Source organism: Staphylococcus sp. HMSC034G07 (assembly GCF_001835975.1).
Lineage (GTDB): Bacteria > Bacillota > Bacilli > Staphylococcales > Staphylococcaceae > Staphylococcus > Staphylococcus ureilyticus.
Window position 1 is genome coordinate 447,557 of the sequence record NZ_KV826609.1, and the last position, 18,625, is coordinate 466,181.

General features: G+C 30.9%; 19 protein-coding genes and 1 riboswitch. Of the genes, 6 read left to right on the forward strand and 13 right to left on the reverse strand.

Annotation, left to right across the window (positions count from 1 at the left end):
* Positions 1–138 precede the first annotated feature (138 nt).
* Positions 139–1,518: a RecQ family ATP-dependent DNA helicase gene (locus HMPREF2586_RS10155; protein ID WP_046208218.1), complete on the reverse strand. Its 1,380-nt coding sequence runs from the start codon at positions 1,516–1,518 to the stop codon at positions 139–141.
* Positions 1,505–2,470: a helix-turn-helix domain-containing protein gene (locus tag HMPREF2586_RS10160; protein WP_070658585.1), complete on the reverse strand. Its 966-nt coding sequence runs from the start codon at positions 2,468–2,470 to the stop codon at positions 1,505–1,507. Before HMPREF2586_RS10160 ends, HMPREF2586_RS10155 begins: the two co-directional genes overlap by 14 nt.
* 109 nt (positions 2,471–2,579) lie before the next feature.
* Here HMPREF2586_RS10160 and HMPREF2586_RS10165 point away from each other — a divergent pair, with 109 nt between their 5' ends.
* The gene (locus tag HMPREF2586_RS10165; RefSeq protein ID WP_019468351.1) at positions 2,580–2,828 is read left to right on the forward strand and encodes a ferredoxin; all 249 of its coding nucleotides are present in this window, start codon (positions 2,580–2,582) and stop codon (positions 2,826–2,828) included.
* A 493-nt stretch (positions 2,829–3,321) separates the two neighbouring features.
* Here the strand turns inward: HMPREF2586_RS10165 and HMPREF2586_RS10170 are convergent, their stop codons facing one another.
* From HMPREF2586_RS10170 to HMPREF2586_RS10195, 6 genes are all read right to left on the reverse strand, one after another.
* Positions 3,322–3,867, reverse strand: a complete 546-nt coding sequence (locus HMPREF2586_RS10170; RefSeq protein ID WP_046208216.1) for an ECF transporter S component — start codon at positions 3,865–3,867, stop codon at positions 3,322–3,324.
* A gap of 64 nt (positions 3,868–3,931) precedes the next feature.
* Positions 3,932–4,068, reverse strand: a riboswitch (FMN riboswitch).
* Between the two features lie 216 nt (positions 4,069–4,284).
* On the reverse strand, positions 4,285–6,057 hold the full coding sequence (locus HMPREF2586_RS10175; protein ID WP_064208930.1) for an ATP-binding protein: 1,773 nt from the start codon (positions 6,055–6,057) through the stop codon (positions 4,285–4,287).
* Complete coding sequence (locus HMPREF2586_RS10180; RefSeq protein WP_046208214.1) at positions 6,041–6,766, reverse strand: response regulator transcription factor; 726 nt, start codon at positions 6,764–6,766, stop codon at positions 6,041–6,043. Before HMPREF2586_RS10180 ends, HMPREF2586_RS10175 begins: the two co-directional genes overlap by 17 nt.
* A 135-nt stretch (positions 6,767–6,901) precedes the next feature.
* The gene (locus tag HMPREF2586_RS10185) at positions 6,902–7,639 is read right to left on the reverse strand and encodes a pseudouridine synthase (RefSeq protein WP_046208213.1); all 738 of its coding nucleotides are present in this window, start codon (positions 7,637–7,639) and stop codon (positions 6,902–6,904) included.
* Entirely contained in the window at positions 7,632–8,180 is a 549-nt protein-coding gene (gene scpB / locus HMPREF2586_RS10190; RefSeq protein WP_080937836.1) for an SMC-Scp complex subunit ScpB, read from the reverse strand. Before scpB ends, HMPREF2586_RS10185 begins: the two co-directional genes overlap by 8 nt.
* Entirely contained in the window at positions 8,164–8,898 is a 735-nt protein-coding gene (locus HMPREF2586_RS10195) for a segregation and condensation protein A (RefSeq protein ID WP_070658589.1), read from the reverse strand. Before HMPREF2586_RS10195 ends, scpB begins: the two co-directional genes overlap by 17 nt.
* 91 nt (positions 8,899–8,989) lie before the next feature.
* Between HMPREF2586_RS10195 and HMPREF2586_RS10200 the strand changes: the two genes are divergently transcribed.
* Positions 8,990–9,496, forward strand: coding sequence for a DUF309 domain-containing protein (locus tag HMPREF2586_RS10200; protein ID WP_070812734.1), 507 nt, complete (start codon positions 8,990–8,992; stop codon positions 9,494–9,496).
* 91 nt (positions 9,497–9,587) lie between these two features.
* Here the strand turns inward: HMPREF2586_RS10200 and xerD are convergent, their stop codons facing one another.
* The 3 genes from xerD to HMPREF2586_RS10215 all read right to left on the reverse strand — a co-directional run bounded on the left by xerD (position 9,588) and on the right by HMPREF2586_RS10215 (position 11,605).
* Positions 9,588–10,475: a site-specific tyrosine recombinase XerD gene (gene xerD / locus HMPREF2586_RS10205; protein WP_064208929.1), complete on the reverse strand. Its 888-nt coding sequence runs from the start codon at positions 10,473–10,475 to the stop codon at positions 9,588–9,590.
* A 36-nt stretch (positions 10,476–10,511) separates the two neighbouring features.
* Positions 10,512–10,958, reverse strand: coding sequence for a ferric iron uptake transcriptional regulator (locus HMPREF2586_RS10210; RefSeq protein ID WP_019468360.1), 447 nt, complete (start codon positions 10,956–10,958; stop codon positions 10,512–10,514).
* 104 nt (positions 10,959–11,062) lie between these two features.
* On the reverse strand, positions 11,063–11,605 hold the full coding sequence (locus tag HMPREF2586_RS10215) for an NUDIX hydrolase (protein WP_070658594.1): 543 nt from the start codon (positions 11,603–11,605) through the stop codon (positions 11,063–11,065).
* Between the two features lie 190 nt (positions 11,606–11,795).
* Here HMPREF2586_RS10215 and HMPREF2586_RS10220 point away from each other — a divergent pair, with 190 nt between their 5' ends.
* On the forward strand, positions 11,796–12,710 hold the full coding sequence (locus tag HMPREF2586_RS10220) for an aldo/keto reductase (protein WP_046208208.1): 915 nt from the start codon (positions 11,796–11,798) through the stop codon (positions 12,708–12,710).
* A gap of 260 nt (positions 12,711–12,970) precedes the next feature.
* Here the strand turns inward: HMPREF2586_RS10220 and HMPREF2586_RS10225 are convergent, their stop codons facing one another.
* Positions 12,971–13,729 (reverse strand): SDR family NAD(P)-dependent oxidoreductase, encoded by a 759-nt coding sequence (locus HMPREF2586_RS10225; protein ID WP_046208207.1) that lies wholly within the window; start codon positions 13,727–13,729, stop codon positions 12,971–12,973.
* Between the two features lie 145 nt (positions 13,730–13,874).
* Here HMPREF2586_RS10225 and proC point away from each other — a divergent pair, with 145 nt between their 5' ends.
* Positions 13,875–14,690 (forward strand): pyrroline-5-carboxylate reductase, encoded by an 816-nt coding sequence (gene proC, locus HMPREF2586_RS10230; protein ID WP_070658596.1) that lies wholly within the window; start codon positions 13,875–13,877, stop codon positions 14,688–14,690.
* Between the two features lie 132 nt (positions 14,691–14,822).
* Here the strand turns inward: proC and rnz are convergent, their stop codons facing one another.
* The gene (gene rnz, locus HMPREF2586_RS10235; protein WP_070658598.1) at positions 14,823–15,743 is read right to left on the reverse strand and encodes a ribonuclease Z; all 921 of its coding nucleotides are present in this window, start codon (positions 15,741–15,743) and stop codon (positions 14,823–14,825) included.
* A gap of 148 nt (positions 15,744–15,891) precedes the next feature.
* Between rnz and zwf the strand changes: the two genes are divergently transcribed.
* Complete coding sequence (zwf, locus tag HMPREF2586_RS10240; protein ID WP_046208204.1) at positions 15,892–17,376, forward strand: glucose-6-phosphate dehydrogenase; 1,485 nt, start codon at positions 15,892–15,894, stop codon at positions 17,374–17,376.
* A gap of 288 nt (positions 17,377–17,664) precedes the next feature.
* A complete protein-coding gene (locus HMPREF2586_RS10245) occupies positions 17,665–18,534 on the forward strand; it encodes an AraC family transcriptional regulator (protein ID WP_070658600.1) in 870 nt (289 codons plus the stop codon).
* Positions 18,535–18,625: the final 91 nt, after the last annotated feature.

The window sequence follows — 18,625 nt, forward strand, 5'->3', positions numbered from 1 at the left end:
ATCATTTAATTTTAGTATATACTGTTTTACCCTAAAAGCCAGTATATATGTATTAATTTTATATGAAAAACAAATAAAAATTTAGCGTATATCTAGTATTATAGCTTGATTGAAAAAGTGAAGTAAAGTATTTATCTTTTATTTGAATATATTTCGTAATTTTTCTTTAAAATCCATTTTTCTTTTTACTTTTTTTCTATTAATAATATTAATTGGTTTTAATTCTGTGTCATTATCACAGCACTGTGTTGGTTTTGTTGATAGATTTTCACCGAAAAACTCTACCATATATGACCTACGACATTGGTCTAAATTTTTATAACCTAACATTCGATAATAACCGCGTTGTTTTCTTTCAAATGCTGTTTTGAAAATAGTACGCAATTGTTCAATTTTAAAATTACTACTTAGAACCTCTAATATTTCATTTTTTTCAGGTGGTAAAAACATACCTAATTCAAATGTATTCACATCTTCTTCAGTAATTATATCTGCAAACAATAACGTTTCTAATAGATAACTATCATCTGGTTGGTAAAGACTGATTGCTTGGCTAGAGTAGCCATCACGTCCTGCACGACCAATTTCTTGCATATAACTTGATGGACTTGTGGCTAGATGAAAATGTATGATGGTTCGTATATCTTTTTTATTTATCCCCATTCCAAAAGCACTTGTTGCAACAATAATTGGTATTTCATTATTTATAAATTGATGCTGTACAGTATGTCTTTCCTGATAGGTTAAGTCACCATGGTATATCCCAGTTAAAAAACCATATTGATAAATTGCCTTTGCTAAAGTTAGGCACATTTTTTTGGATGAAACATAGATAATAGTTGGACCTGATTGTTCTAACGTTGGAAGTAACCATTTTAACTTTTCATGATCATTTTCGAAATTTATGTGTGATAATGTAATATTTTCTCTATTCGTAGTTGTTTTCACAACAGTAAATGTTTTATTTAGCATGTGATTTAAATCATATGTTAAATAAGGTGGTGCTGTGGCAGTCAAAGCAAGTATATTGGCTTTAGGAAAATAATTGATGATTTTCCCTACAAGTGCATAGTGTGGTCTGAAATCATAACCCCATTCAGATAAGCAGTGGGCTTCATCTAAAACGATTAAACCTAAATCTAGATGTTGTATAAGTTTAAAATTATGTGGTTGCAACAAAAATTCGGGACTTAAAAATATAAAACGACTATGCTTTAAGTATTGTAAATTTTGTTTTTTTTCATTTTCATCTAATCCGGAATGGATGCATGAAACGTAATGCTCGCCTTGTAGTTTTAATTGCATAACTTGATCATCCATTAAGGATATTAACGGTGAGATGATAAGGGTGGGCTTTTGTTTGATATAGGTTGGTAATTGATAACATAAACTTTTTCCACTACCAGTCGGCAATATACCCAAAGTATTTTCATCATTTAAAACATGCTCTATAATTTCCTGTTGTCCAGGCTTAAATGAATCAAAACCAAACCATTTTTTTAATTCATGATGTAACATTTAAATCACCTCTTTCAACACCGATGATTAATAGTTTAATTTCAAAGTAATTTAATTTTGGAAATTTCTCTTTGTAATTTCTTAATCTTTCGCTGCGATTTTCTACATAGTAACTTAGAAACTGCGAATATGAATTATCATTTATAAATACATCGTATTGTGAAAGATACCCTTTTATAAATAATTCTAGAATATGATCTTCAATTGTGTTTGATTTTACATTTTGTGTCTTAGCTAATTCGTTAAAGCTGAGACCTTTTTTAATACCTATGTAAGTTTCCTCTGTTTTAAAAAGCAACGTTGGTAAAATAATTAATTGATTTAAAATAGGATATTTAATCGCATTTTCCAATTCAAACATCATGATTACTAATTCATTTATTTCTAGTTCGAACAATTGTTGTTGCGAAATATTTTCTATTAAGCTGACTTGTTGTCTTGTATACATACTTTCTTTATAACCTTGTAAATAATAGTGCAAATACGTTTTACTATTTTTTTCAGAAATTGAAGAGAAAAGAAGATTTAATTCTTCATTTAATTTGCAAGATATATTCTTATTTTTAGCACTGTTATATACTTTTTTAACTCTATGTTGAATTGTATTGTTGTGTGTAATAGGCACAAAATGTAATGAATCATGTGAAATATTCGAAATTGTTTGGGTTAATAATTGAAGTGCCTTAAAGGTGTTTAATAAACTATCATATGTATACCTTGGATGTGTACGAATTAATCGCGTACTATCAACATCCTGTTGTCCATTTTGAATATATCCAACAAATGATGGATATTTTAAGTTTGGTAAGCTATGATACAATGATAATAGTTGTTGACTACAGGCGTCAAAAAAGGTTTGATGGGATTTTTTGCCTGTGATAATATTATATATGCTTTTTTCTGTTTTGTAATTATGTGCTTGCATTCGTGTAAAGCGAATTAAATTATACATGTGTGCTCCCTCATTTTATAAAACAAAAACATTTGATAAAATTTTAAACAGTAACTACAATACTAATTGTGTTATTAGTGTAGCATGTTTGTTAAAGGAGGCGAAGAGTTTGGCTAAATATACAATTGTTGATATGGATACATGCATTGCATGTGGTGCTTGCGGTGCTGCTGCTCCTGATATATATGATTACGACGATGAAGGTATCGCATACGTTATACTAGATGATAACCAAGGTACTGCGGAAGTACCAGAAGAATTATATGAAGACATGGAAGATGCTTTAGAAGGTTGTCCTACAGATTCTATTAAAATTGAAGAGGAATCTTTTGACGGAGACCCTCTAAAATTTGAATAATAAAATTAATCAAATAGATATTCATTTTTGCATGAAATGAATTTATAAAAGCTCAGTATATTCATTGTTTTAATGAAAAATCTGAGCTCTTATTTTATGAAAAATAATCATTTATTAATTGTAGTATGAAAATAAAGCAAGTTGAAATATAGCATGTAAATCTCACAATCAAAATAAATGACTAATCCATATGAAATAGCTTGGTCATTTTAAATTTTAAAATTCGACAAATTCGAACAGGTTGTTCACTCGTCTGGAGATATGACTCGATTCTATAATCTTGTGCTTATATCATTCCATTAAGTGTTAACAAGTTAAAAAACTATTTTAAAAGATGCGTTTAAGTACAAAAATAATGATAAGCAACTTCACTTTCAACTTTAGCAAAAGTTTTCAATAATAAAAGAAGCTGAGACAAATAAATTGTCTCAGCTTCTTTTATTATTGCGTGTCCATTTTTTCATATTCATGGTATAAGCTAATTAATTAAAAATTATCTAAGTAAAATCTTTTTTAAACGTTTGAATAATAACATAAATATTAAAGAAATTATTATACCTTTTACTATATTAAAAGGTATAACACCTGAAACTATCACAATTTTTATATTTTCAACTACATTTGATAAATTCATAATCATCCCATAAAGTGGTAATAAAACAAAATAATTTAAAATACTTAGAACAATCGTCATAACAATCGTCGCTATCGTAAATCCAATGATTTGTGTTTTGACTGTATGATTATTTTTAATTATATAAAAGGCACTTAAAATAAAACTAGCGCCAGCTAAGAAATTAGCAATTGGTCCAACTGGATCCCCTATATTAAATAAGAAATTAAGTAAATTTTTTATAAATAATATAATAATACCAGCTACTGGTCCTAAACTAAAAGTTGCTAATAGAGCTGGAATATCACTAAAGTCTAATGTTAAATACGGTGGTAAAAATGGGATTGGAAATTTGATAAACATCAAAATAAATGACACCGCACTTAACATACTTATCGTAATAAGTCGCTTGGTTTGTTGTTGCATATTCAATTATCTCCTTCCATTCATCTTACTTAGAAAAGGAGGATTTAATTGCACAACAAAAACCCTCCATCTTCTCCCATCCAGACTATACTGTCGGCTCTAGAATTACACTAGATCAGCCATTTATCTTTTTAATAGATAAATGGGTCGCAGGCTTCAATTACTGCCGGTTGGGAATTACACCCTACCCCGAAGATGAATTTCTTAAATTTTATAAATATATCATAGCCTATTACTCAGATAAAAACAATGGACCTGCTTATGCTTAGTAAATTACATAACTTATGAAAAAGACGAGATTGAAAATCAATAGTAATGTATTGACTCTCAATCTCGATATTTATAGAACACACATGCTTGATTTACATTAAGATTATAAATTAAATTACATTTCACTTTCTATGATTAGTTTAATAGTCATGTATCTTCATATTCTTCTGTTGGTTTTGGTAATTTAATTATAAATGTTGTGCCTTTGCCAAGCTCACTCTTAACGTCTATCGTACCTCCATGTTCATCAATAATCATACGACAGATAAACAGACCTAACCCAGTACCTTGTTTACCTCGTTTACGAGCAGTGTCGACTTTATAGAAACGATCAAATACTTGTTGTAAATGTTCTGGAGCAATACCAGATCCTGTGTCTGAAATGTATAAAATATTTTCATTTTCTGACTCTCCATAACTAATCGATATTAAATCACCAGGTTCTGTATATCTAGTAGCATTATCTATAAGATTAGTTAAAACCTGTTCAATTCTATCGGTGTCGAAATACCATAATTGATTGTGTGTATTTGGATTTAAATTCATCGTTAACTTTAAGTCATTTGCTTGTTTCTGGTATTTTTGTTGCATTCTATTAAGCAGTGGATCAATTGGCTGTTTCACTTTCTCTACAGTTAGCCCTTCAGCATCCATCCGTGCAACATTGAGCAACTCATTTACTAATCGATTTAAACGTTTTGTTTCATCAAGGACAATGGACAATGATTCATGTATTTCGTCTGGTTCTGTTACAATACCATCCACTATCGACTCTGTATATCCTTGTAGCAATGAAATAGGTGTACGCAATTCATGTGATACATTAGCAATAAAATCTTTTTTCATTTGATCAATATTATGTTCATTGGTCATATCACGAATAATAGCTACAATACCACTTCTGCCATCAGGCTGAATTTGTTCAATATAACTTGTAATAATGACAAAATAGCGTGTGCTAATTTCATATTCTTCGAATTGTGTTTTTTTGGATTTAAATGTTAATTCATTTTGACGATCAAGCTTGTCTAAATCGTGTGCATCCAATATTTTCAAAATATTTTGTGCCATCTTGTTTGATATAATTATTTCTTGTTTATCATTAAAACCTAGAACACCTTCAACCATAGAGTTTATTAAACTATCTCTGATATTTTTTGATGAGGATAATGCGTCGATGTGTTGTTGTATTTCCGAACTCATCGTGTTAAAAGCACGTGATAACTCACCAATTTCATCTCGAGAATTAACAGGAACTACTTGTGTATAGTCTCCTTTAGAAACCTTTAATGCTTGAGTCCTTAAATTTCTAAGTGGTTTTGTAATTCGAGATGATAAGAAAAAGGCGAACACAGTAGTAATAGATAAAAAGATTATTGCAATAATTAAAATAATGACTGTAATCACATTATTGGTATCTTCTATCGTTTTCAAATCTTGATAGATAAAAACACCACTATATTTACTATTATGTGCACTCGATTCTAAATTTTTTGATGGATAACCTATTAAAACATAAGTTTTTTGCTGTTTATTTATATCTATTGTCACATGCTCAGATATCTGCTTTCCTTTATCGAACACTTTTTCGTAGTTTTTATTACTTTTTATTTCTTTGAACATCTTTTCTTTTGTCTCATCATTATTGACGCTATCCATATGTTTATGATTCATGATAATAAGCCCCACTGGACCCTCGATAAGAGACTTACTATGCTTTATGGCAGTCGTTTTATCTTCTGAATGCTCAACTAAATGACTGATTCTTTTAGCATCTTCAAGTAATGAATCTTCTGTTTCTTGCGTAAAGTAAGATTGTATAAACGTTATAAGTGCTGCACTTAATAAAATTAAAACTGTCGTTACTATAAAAATTATAGTTAACCACAGTTTTACTACTACATTATTGAGGCGGTTCATTTTCAGATTTAACCTCGAATTTATAGCCAACGCCCCAAACTGTTTGAATCATTTGGGCAGCTTCATCAGAAACGCGATTTAATTTCTCTCTTAAACGTTTTACATGTGTATCAACAGTACGCAAATCTCCATAAAATTCATAATGCCATACTTCTTTTAATAGTTGCTCACGATCAAAGACTTTATTTGGCGTTTTTGCTAAAAAGATTAAAAGTTCATATTCTTTTGGCGTTAAGTTTACTTGGTTGCCATCAGCTAGCACGCGATGAGCATCATTATCAATCACAAGATGTTCAAATTCTATTAAATCTCGTGCATGTGGTTCACTTTGTTCTGTATGTGCAACTTGAGTTCGTCTTAATAGTGCTTTGACACGTAAGACCACTTCACGTGGTGAAAATGGTTTTACAATATAATCATCTGCACCGGATTCGAAACCTTCTACGCGGTTTGTTTCTTCTCCTTTAGCAGTTAACATAATAATTGGTGTTTCTTTCTGTTCTCTGAGTCTAGCTGCTACAGTAATGCCATCCATTTCTGGCAACATTAAATCTAACAAGATACATGCATAATCATGTTCCATTGCCATTTTGTATGCTTCTTGTCCATCTCTAGCTTCATGAGTTTCAAAAGATTCTCTTTCTAAGTACAATTTTAATAATCGTCTGATTCTATCTTCATCATCAACGATAAGTATTTCGTTTGACATAGGTTCGTACCCTCCCACACTGCTAACTTCAATTTCAACCATATTATATCATAGGTTGAGCTATAAAAGTGTTTATGAATGAAAAGTTTGTGAAAAAATTATCAATATCAGGATTTTGTTAAAGGAATGTCATAATTATTGTCCGTGTTCTGCAATTTGACGTAATATTTTTACTTCATGCGGTGTAAGTACTCGGCCTTCGCCAGCATTGAGTCCTTTCAAATTTAACGGTCCAAATTCTATGCGTTGTAATTTTGATACTTGATGCCCAAAATATTCAAACATGCGTCTAACTTGTCTATTGCGACCTTCAGTTATTGTAATTTCTACAAGTGTCGTATTTTTATCTTTATCTTGGTTTTTAACTTTAACTGTCGCAGGTTGCGTTTGCCCATCTTCTAAATTAATGCCTTGTTCTAATGCTTTAACTTCTTCACGCATGAGATACCCTTTTAATTTAACAACATATTTCTTTTTGATTTTATAACGTGGATGTGTCATTAAGTTAGTGAATTCACCATCATTGGTAAGTAAAAGTAGCCCTGATGTATCATAATCTAAGCGTCCTACAGGGTATATTCTTGTCTTAATTTGTTTGAAATAATCAGTAACGACCTTTCTACCTTTGTCATCAGAAACGCTAGTGATAACTTGTGAAGGTTTATAGAAAAGAATATATAGTTTGTCTTCTTGTTCTAATTTAATGCCTTCAACTTCTACTGTATCCGTTGGTTTTACTTTAGTACCTAATTCTGTTTTGATTTCACCGTTTACTTTCACTTTACCTTCTGTAATTAATGTTTCCGCTTTACGTCTTGAAGTATAGCCACTATTTGCGATACGTTTTTGTAATCTTTCTGTTTCTTTATTCATTTTTTTCTCCTTTTTGATTTACTAAATTACTGAAGAAGGCTTCTATTTCCTCATCTTCTTCATCCGTAGTTGGTAAATCATCTAATTGTTCAATACCAAATACATTTAAGAATAGTTCTGTTGTATATAATTGTTGGCTTCTAGAATCTTCCTCATCTTTGGCTTCAATTAAACCTCGTGCTATCAAGGTTTTGACGGCTCCGTCCGAATTTATACCTCTAATCAATTCAATATCACTACGAGATAATGGCTGATTGTATGCGATTATCGATAAAGCTTCCATAGCTGCTTGTGATAATTTCATTTTTGATTTTTGTTCAATTAACTTCTCAATAAATTCTGACGCATCTTTTTTGGTGGTTAAGACATAATTTTTACCATAATGTTGGATCTCTAAGCCACAAGCGTCATATTCATTGATTAATGTATGAAAACGATGTTGGTCAATGTCTAAAATTTCTAGTATTTGCTTTTCTTCAAGTCCTTCATCACCTGCAGTATAAAGTAATGCTTCTAGGATTCCTTTATCGTTCAATGCCATAATTAACTCCTCTTAAAATATTAATATCGTCAAAACTTTTTTGTTGTTCAATATTTACTATTCCAGATTTCGACATTTCTAGTATGGCGAGGAAATGAGTGACTACCATTTCCAGTGGTTCAGTAAAATTAAATAAACTAAAAAAGTTGAATGATTCATGTTTTTGCAAACGTTGAGTTACTTGTGTAGTAGCTTCTTGTATTGTGAACGTTTCTTTTCGAATATCAACGGTTTTGGGTGTTTGGTATTCCACACGATTTTTCACTTTTTGATAAGCAATGATGAGTTCTGTTAAATCAATCGTATTATTAGGGTCCCAAGTTTCATTTGACTCTAAATGTGTTAAATCCGTTGGGTGTTTAGAATAATACTTCTCTCTTTCTGCTCTTTTTTCGTTTAATAGCACTGTATATTCTTTATAGTTTTGATATTCAATTAATCGCTCAACCAAATTTTCACGTGGGTCATCTTCTAAATCGTCAACTTCATCTGAATGAGGCAAAAGCATTTTGCTTTTTATCATTAGTAATTCTGATGCCATAACTAAATATTCACTTGCCACATTAATTTCTAATTGACTCATCGCATGAATATATTGCATATACTGTTCTGTTAAAGATTTCATTGGTATATCATAAATATCAATTTTAAATTTTTGAATAAGATGCAATAATAAATCTAAAGGACCATTAAAGGCATCGAGTTTTACTTCATACATTTTATCTACCTCATATTAGCAAGTTAAGTGCGTAATTCACTAAAATATTATAGCATGTTTAATACAAACATTTAAAATCGGAGCGATAAACATGTTAAAAATTGCACTTCAAGATTTTTATTTCCAATTCCATACAAAGCAACATTACTTTCTTTGTCACGATATTTTAGAAGACGCTTGGAAAACAAACCCAAATTACAATAAAGGAGATGCTGTTGTAAGTCTTATATTGACTGCAACTGGCGCTTATCATTACCGTAGACATAATTATGTAGGTGCCTATAAATCGTTTGGTAAGTCATTAAAAGTAATAGAAAAGTACGACTCAGCAATTAATATTGGACTCGATATAGAAGCGTATAAAGCGCTATTAGTCGAATTAATTAATGCTACAAAGAAGGAGAAATCTTTCGAGCCTATTCATCTCCCATTAACTACGACAATGGAGCAAGTTATATTACAACAATACCCGCATTATGCGATGACATATTATAAAATTGAAGATGATTATATCATTGACCACCATTTAAAAAGAGATAGAACTGAAGTCGAAGCAGCAAGAAAACGCGCTCTACAAGCTCGAAACAAATGGATATAAGCATTAATCTTATATGAATATATTTATTTAAATAATGTAACTACAATAAAAAACACAGTCTAGTTATTCAATAGAATAAACCAGGCTGTGTTTATGCTCTTGGATGAAATTCATTATACATTTTACGAATTTGTGATTTTGAAACATGTGTATACAATTGTGTTGTAGATATGTCAGAATGGCCGAGCATTTCTTGTACTGCACGTAAATCTGCTCCATTTTCAAGTAAATGTGTGGCAAATGAATGCCTTAATGTATGTGGTGTTAAAGTTTTTAGTATATTTGCTTTGATACCATTTTGTTTAATCATCTTCCATATGGCTTGTCTTGATAAAGGTTTACCGTGCATATTTAAAAAGAGTGTATCAGTTACCGTGTTCTTTAATAATTGTGGTCTTACTGTTTCTAAATAAGTATTTAAGTATTCAATCACTGTATCTCCTAATGGCACAATTCTTTCTTTATTTCCCTTACCAAAAACACGTATAAAGCCCATAATTAAATTAACATCTTCTAACTCTATTTGAATCAGTTCTGACACACGCATGCCAGTGGCATAAAGTAATTCTAACATCGTGCGATCTCTATATCCGTTATTTTTGGATAAATCAGGTGTTTCTAATAGTCTAAGTACTTCATCTATTTCTAAAACATCTGGTAATTTACGATCATATTTCGGCGTTTCTATTAATACTGTTGGATCTTTTGCTGCATATTTTTCTCTTAATGCAAACTGATGAAAACTGCGGATAGTGGAAATGAAGCGTGCTAACGATTTTGAAGATGCACCTTCATCATGTAAGTGACCCAAACATTCTTGAATAAGTTGTCTATCTACAAAATCAATATGACTAATTTTGTGTAATGTTAAAAATTCATCATATTTTTTTAAATCTCTTCGATATGCACCAATTGTATTTACACTTAATCCTTTTTCTAATTGTATAAATTTCAAATATTCATCTATAATATTTTTCACTGTACTACCTCTGTTTCTGAAATAGTATTTTTTAAATTATTTTCCTTTTGCTTGGCACGATGCACAAATACCATGGAATGTTAAACGATGGTCTAATATTTTAAATTCAAATTCATTTTCTACTCTTTCCTCTACGCGAGGTAATAAGTCTTCTTCGATTTCTTCTACTTTACCACATTCCATACACACAAGATGGTGGTGAAAATGTTTTGCTCCTTCTTTTCTTAAATCGAATCGTGCAACACCATCACCAAAGTTTATTTTATCCACTACCTTTAATTCTGCTAGCAATTCTAAAGTACGATAGACAGTTGCAAGTCCTATTTCAGGTGCTTTGTCTTTAACTTTTAAATAAACATCTTCAGCACTTAAATGATCTTTTTCATTTTCAATTAAAACTCTCAATGTTGCCTCACGTTGTGGTGTCAATTTATAAGATGATTGCTGTAATTGTTGCTTCACGCGATTTAATCGTTCTTCCACGGAAGCCTCACTCCCCTACTAATAATTATAATCATTTTAATTTAGTTATGATATATATATTTAAAATACCAATAATTGATAAAATTCGCAAGTATTCTCGCATCTTATTTATAATGATTATAATTAAGTAGTAAATGTTGTAAAGCAATAATGGTTTTTGCATCTTCCAATTCTTTATTATCTAATAATGTTTTAATTTCATTTATATCAAAATATGCTATTTCTAAAAATTCATCTGCATCTAAATGCATTTCACCTTTTGTTAAATTTTTTGCCATATAAATTGATATTTTTTCGTTTGAGAAACCAGGTGAACCATACATTTCAGTAATATGTTCTAATTCATCTGCAATATAACCAGTTTCTTCCTCAAGTTCACGCTTAGCTGCGGATATACGTTCTTCGTCTTTTTCTAATTTACCTGCTGGTATTTCTAATAGTGGTTTTTCGCAAGCTTTACGAAATTGTTTCACTAATATCACTTTATTATCAGGTGTAATTGGACAAACAGCGACAGCACCGTTGTGGTATATTAATTCACGTTTAGAAGTTTGTCCATCGGGTAGTTCAACATCGTGGACTTCTAAATCTATGATTGCTCCTTTATAAATAGAAGCGCTATGCAATGTCTTTTCAAATAGGTTCATAAATAATCACTGTCCTTTTAATTGGTTTAAGATATTGTTAAGATGTACTCATTAGTTATTATTATGGGAATAGCGAATGAACACATTTGAGTTTGATTTTTGTTTTGTATAGATAGTTAATATTGAAAAATCCAACTTACTTTATTACGTCTACGCCCTATTATCCAAGTGTATCGAAAGGAGATAAAACATGCAAAAAAATGTTTTGAAAAGCGGTATAGAAATTTCAGAGTTAGGTTTAGGCTGTATGAGTCTTGGGACAAATAAAAAGCAAGCAGAGCCTATCATAGAACGTGCAATTGAACATGGTATCACTTATTTTGATACAGCTGATATGTATGACAAAGGTGTAAATGAGACAATCGTTGGTGAGACTTTAAAGAAATACCAAAATAGAGATGATATAATCATTGGCACAAAAGTAGGAAATCGTTTAACGGAAGATGGGTCTACAACATGGGATCCTTCTAAATCTTATATTAAAGAAGCAGTTAAAGGCTCATTGAAAAGACTTGGTTTAGATCATTTAGATTTATATCAGCTACATGGTGGTACAATTGATGATCCTATAGATGAAACGATTAGCGCTTTCGATGAATTAAAGAAAGAAGGTATTATCCGTGCTTACGGTATCTCCTCAATAAGACCTAACGTAATCGATTACTATTTAAAACATAGCGATATCGAAACGCTAATGTCTCAATTTAATTTAATTGATAACAGACCGGAACAACTTTTAGATGATGTACATGCTAAAAAAGTTAAAGTATTAGCTCGCGGTCCAGTGTTTAAAGGATTATTAACTGCTAAAAGTAATAATGTGTTAGATTCAAAATTCAGTGAAGGTATTTTTGACTATACTTATCAAGAACTCGGCGAAACAATTGCATCCATAAAAGAAATAGAAAGTAATTTAACTGCACTTACGTTTAATTATTTAACGTCTCATGATGCTTTAGGTTCTATCATTGTTGGTGCAAGTAGTACAGATCAACTTGATGAAAATGTAAAAAATTATCAACGTTCAAAAGACATAAGTTTAGAAGCTTTAAAAGCAGCACAAGAGCGTGTGAAAAATTTAGAGTATACCCAACATTTAAAATAAATCTCTTTTACTTGTTTCCAATATGTATGTATGCGAAAAATTGAAAATATTAAAGTTTTAATTGTATAAACGAGATTGTTTCTAAGACCGAAAGCTAAAAAATAAATAACTTCAATCAAAGCCAAAACGTCAATTTCTATTGTGATTTTATAGAAATTGACGTTTTTATATTAAAAGCTTAATTATCCGTAACACCATTATTGCTATCTTCTATTTTAATGCTATTGTCAAAATGACAATTTCTCATTTTTGAAGTAGCGTTACCTTTTGTTTTTAAATAAAGAAGTGAGGTTTTTTTCTATAAAGCGTGGCATTAATTGATAAATTTTTAGTAAATTATGCATCCATCTAGGTTGATTAATTTCTAATTTTTGCCTAATTATACCTTCGATAATTTGGTTTGCTAGTTTTTCGGGATCAAGCATTATATCTCTGTATTTTTTAGCAAATTTCATTGATGGATCTGCTTTTTCATGGAATGGCGTCGCTATTGGCCCTGTATTAACTGTCATAATATGATAATTTGGTTTTTCAATGCGCAGTGCATTTAATAATTGATTGAAAGCCGCTTTACTTGCACCATAATGTGCAGCATAACCTTGGCTTATAAAGGCAGCTTGACTACCTATACCAACGATAATTGGATTTTTAGAGAAAGCCGGTTGTACAACTTTCATTAATAGATTAAAATGCAATACATTCAACTTATATGTTTCAAACATTTCAACAGATGTATGGTCTTCAATGGATTTAAAATACCCAAGACCAGAACAATAGATGAGTCCATCAATCGTTTGATGTTGAAAGTAATTTTTTAAATCCATGATTTCCTGTTGTGATTGTAAATCACATTTAATGATATTAAGATGTTCTGTGTTATATTGTGTTTTAAATTGTTTTAATTTCTCTGGATTTCGTGCTAGTACCGTAACATGTACTTTTTTAGTTAATAATGTTTTTAATATGGCTTTTCCTAATCCACTTGTACCACCTGTTAATATAAAATGTTTACCTATCATAGTAAATTCTCCTAGCTTTAAATTCATAGTTTAAGTATATGAGTGTAAATGATATTTTACTATAGATCTTTAAAAATTCTTAGCCATAATTTAAAACTATGTTAGTATGGAAACATAAAAAGCAAAGAGGAAGTGAAGTCTTCACATGAAACTAGTATTTTATGGTGCCGGAAATATGGCGCATGCAATTTTTACAGGTATCGTTAGTTCAAAAGTGATTGATTCTAAAAATATTTATTTAACGAATCGTTCGAATGAAGTTGCATTAAAAGAATATGCTGACGAGTTAGGTGTGAACTATAGCTATGATGATGCGGCATTGTTAGAAGATGCAGATTATGTATTCTTAGGAACGAAACCATATGATTTTGATGAGTTAGCAGACCGTATCAAACCATATATTGCAGAAAAGAATAAATTCATTTCTATTATGGCTGGTTTACCGATTAGCTATATTCGTGAAAAATTGGCTTCTAATAATCCAATTGCGCGTATCATGCCAAACACAAATGCACATGTCGGACATTCAGTTACTGGCATTAGCTTTTCCAATAATTTCGGCGCTAAATCAAAAGAAGAAGTTGATAGTTTAATAAATGCATTTGGTTCTGCAATAGAAGTTTCAGAAGATAATTTACATCAAGTAACAGCGATTACTGGAAGCGGTCCAGCATTTTTATACCATGTCTTTGAGCAATATGTTACAGCAGGTACACGTTTAGGTTTAGAAAAATCACAAGTAGAAGAATCGATTCGGAATTTAATTATAGGAACGAGTAAAATGATAGAACGTTCAGAATTGAGTATGGAACAGTTAAGAAAAAATATCACTTCTAAAGGTGGTACAACACAAGCAGGACTTAATGCACTTGCAGATTATGATATAGAGGCTATATTCGAAGATTGTTTACGTTCTGCAGTTAATAGAAGTATTGAATTATCCAACCAAGACAATGATTAATATCTTTTAAAAAAATTAAATTATTATAGATAAGTGGGACAGTAATCTAAATTGTAAAATACTTCCAAAGTTTATTATTAAGACTCGTTTTGGAATACATCAATTTTTAGATAACTGCCCCACTTTTCATTTTTAAAATTGCCAAGCATCAAAGTCATTAACAAAATTAAATGGTGGTGTATCACTTAAAAGTTTAAGCGATTTACTAATTTCACATACTTCTTCTTTAGTATAACGATTACTGATATGTGTGATTAAACTGTAGTCGACATTGGCTTCTCTTATCAATTCAAAAACATCATCAATATGACTATGGTGATAACTATTAGCCAATGATTTATCTCCTTCTATATATGTACTTTCATGTACCATGATATTTGCATCACGTGCAATTAATAATTCATTTTTACAAGGCATAGTGTCTCCAAATATTGCTACTACTGGACCTTTAACTGCGTCGTCTTTAAAGTCCTTGGAGTTGTATATTTCACCTTTATATTCAAATGTTTCATTGTTTTTTACATCTTGATATTTAGGGCCGGGTTCTAATCCGATGCTTCTAAGTGCTTCAACATTTATTTTACCAGATTTATATGGTGCTTCCACTCTATATCCAAATGAAGGAATACCATGATTTAACATATGTGCTTCAACATTAAATCCATTGTGTTGATAGGACAATTGTTCCTCAACCTCAATATAGGTAATAGGATAATTTAATTTTGATTCTGATAAAGTTAAAGTTGTTTCTATATATGATTTAATACCTTTGGGACCAATAATCGTAAGCGGTTTACCCTCACCTCCTTGGAAAGAACGGCTTGTTAGCAAGCCAGGTAAGCCAAATATATGATCTCCGTGCATATGCGTGATAAAAATGTGATCAACTTTACCTAATTTAATTGAATGATGTAATATTTGATGCTGTGTGCCCTCACCAACATCAAAAAGCCATATGCTGTTAGAGTATGGTTCCAAATTTAATGCAATCGCTTGCGTATTTCTTTCTTTAGTTGGCAGACCAGCACTTGTCCCAAAAAACGTAATTTCCATGCATATGCCTCCTCTTCTTGTTCATATTTTATCATATAAAAGTATTAAAAATATAATAAAATATGATATTACAAGCAAAATTGTGGGAAGATACTGGTATATTGGTCTATAATAAATACAGATTTAATAAAGAATTGAGGTTTTGATCTTGAATACTAGAAATAAAGATATCCCATGCTTAATTACTATTTTTGGAGCAACTGGTGATCTTAGTCACAGAAAATTATTTCCATCATTATTCCATTTATACCAACAAGAAAATTTGAATGAGCACATTGCAATCGTTGGAATTGGTAGAAGAGATTTAACAAACGATGATTTCCGTAGTCAAGTGAAGTCGTCAATTCAAGAACACGTTAAAGATACTAAACACTTAGATAAATTTATGGAACACGTATTTTATCATAAACACGATGTAAGTGATGAAGCGAGTTATCAATCACTATTAGAATTCAGTAATAAATTAGATCATGATTTCCAATTGCAAGGTAATAGACTCTTTTATTTAGCTATGGCTCCAAATTTCTTTGGTGTTATATCTGACTATTTAAAATCTTCTGGATTAACAGATACAACAGGTTTTAAACGCCTAGTAATTGAAAAACCATTCGGCTCAGATTTAGAATCTGCTGAAAAATTAAATGAACAATTACGTCGTTCATTTAAAGAAGAAGAAATATACCGTATCGATCATTATCTAGGCAAAGATATGGTTCAAAATATTGAGGTATTACGTTTTGCCAACGCAATGTTCGAACCATTGTGGAATAACAAATACATTTCTAACATTCAAGTTACTTCATCGGAAGTGCTTGGTGTTGAAGACAGAGGTGGCTACTACGAATCTAGCGGCGCATTAAAAGATATGGTTCAAAACCATATGTTACAAATGGTTGCCTTACTCGCAATGGAAGCACCTATTAGTTTAAATAGTGAAGATATCAGAGCAGAAAAAGTTAAAGCTTTAAAATCTTTACGTAAATTAGAACCAGAAGAAGTTCGGCAAAATTTTGTTCGTGGTCAATATGATGAAGGTGTCATTGAAGGTCAGCAAGTAAAACGTTATAGAGATGAAGATCGTGTAGCAGAAAATTCTACCACACCAACTTTTGTTTCAGGTAAACTAACGATTGATAATTTTAGATGGGCTGGTGTACCGTTCTATATAAGAACTGGTAAACGAATGAAAAGTAAAACGATTCAAGTAGTTGTCGAATTCAAAGAAGTTCCAATGAACCTATACTATAAAACAGATAAAAAATTAGATTCCAACCTCCTAGTTATTAACATACAACCAAATGAGGGTGTCTCCTTACACTTAAATGCTAAAAAGAATGTACAAGGCATTGAAACTGAGCCAGTACAACTATCGTACGCAATGAGCGCGCAAGATAAAATGAATACGGTTGATGCTTATGAAAATTTATTATTTGACTGTTTAAATGGAGATGCAACTAACTTTACACATTGGGAAGAATTAAAATCAACTTGGAAATTCGTTGATGCAATTCAAGAAGAATGGAACCAAAATGAACCTGAATTCCCTAATTATACAGCTGGAACAAATGGTCCATTAGCAAGTGATTTACTATTAAGTAGAGATGGTTTCCACTGGTGGGACGATATTCATTAGTTAACATGTAACTTTTAAAAAATAAGGCAATGATACAAGTTTCTATTTGTGCTTGTGTTGTTGCTTTTTTATTATACCCTATTTGTGTTATGATTTAGACTATTGATTAAACTATGAATATACAATTTTAGATTGTTTACATTTTACCCTATTTAATATTTTTGAGATGTAAGTCATATAAAAATGATGTAAAATAGAACTAATCAACAATGATTCATAACATAGTGTATAGAAAAGTAGCGAGGTACATATTTAATTGTATTTAGTTATAATTTAGGAGTGAAAGTTTTGGACGTTATCAAGCAAATCCAACAGGCAATTGTATATATTGAAGATCATTTGCTAGAACCTTTACATTTGCAAGCACTTAGTGATTACGTTGGTCTTTCACCATTTCATATTGATCAATCATTTAAAATGATTGTAGGTCAATCGCCAACAGAATATGCAAGGTCAAGAAGATTGACTTTAGCTGCTCAAGACATTTTAAGTGGTTCAGCTCGCTTGGTAGATGTTGCAAAAAAGTATAGCTATAAAGATGCTAATGATTTTGCTAATGATTTTAGTGATTTTCATGGTGTTTCTCCTATTCAAGTCAATACAAAACGAGACGATTTAAAAATGCAACCAAGACTTTATATTAAACTTACTACTACAGAACGTGCGCCTTATACGTATCGTTTAGAAGATACACAAGGCTTATCTTTAGTGGGTTATGCTAAATTTTTGAATTCAGACGAGATTGACAACCCATTTAAAGTGCCTGATTTTTTAGAAGATTTATTAATTGACGATAAAGTTAAGGAATTACAACGATATAATGATACGAGTCCTCATGAGCTATTTGTGGTTAATTGTCCACTTGATCATGGTATGGAAATTTTTGTTGGCGTGCCAAGTGAAAGATACCCTGCTCATCTTGAAAGTCGTTACTTACCTGAAAGACAATATGCTAAATTTAATTTGCAAGGTGAGATGGATTATGTCGTCAATGAAGCTTGGTATTATATTGAGACTAGCCTGCAAATGACATTACCCTATGAACATAATAGTTTGTATGTTGAAGTTTATCCATTTGACATCTCATTCGAAGATCCATTCACTAAAGTTCAATTATGGATGCCTGTTGATCAAGAGCAATATGACATACTTGAATAACAATACACAAAAATGCTTAAATAACAAAAAGCGAGTAAGCAAACTTATTATTAATTGAGTTGCTTACTCGCTATTTTGTGTTTGTAATACT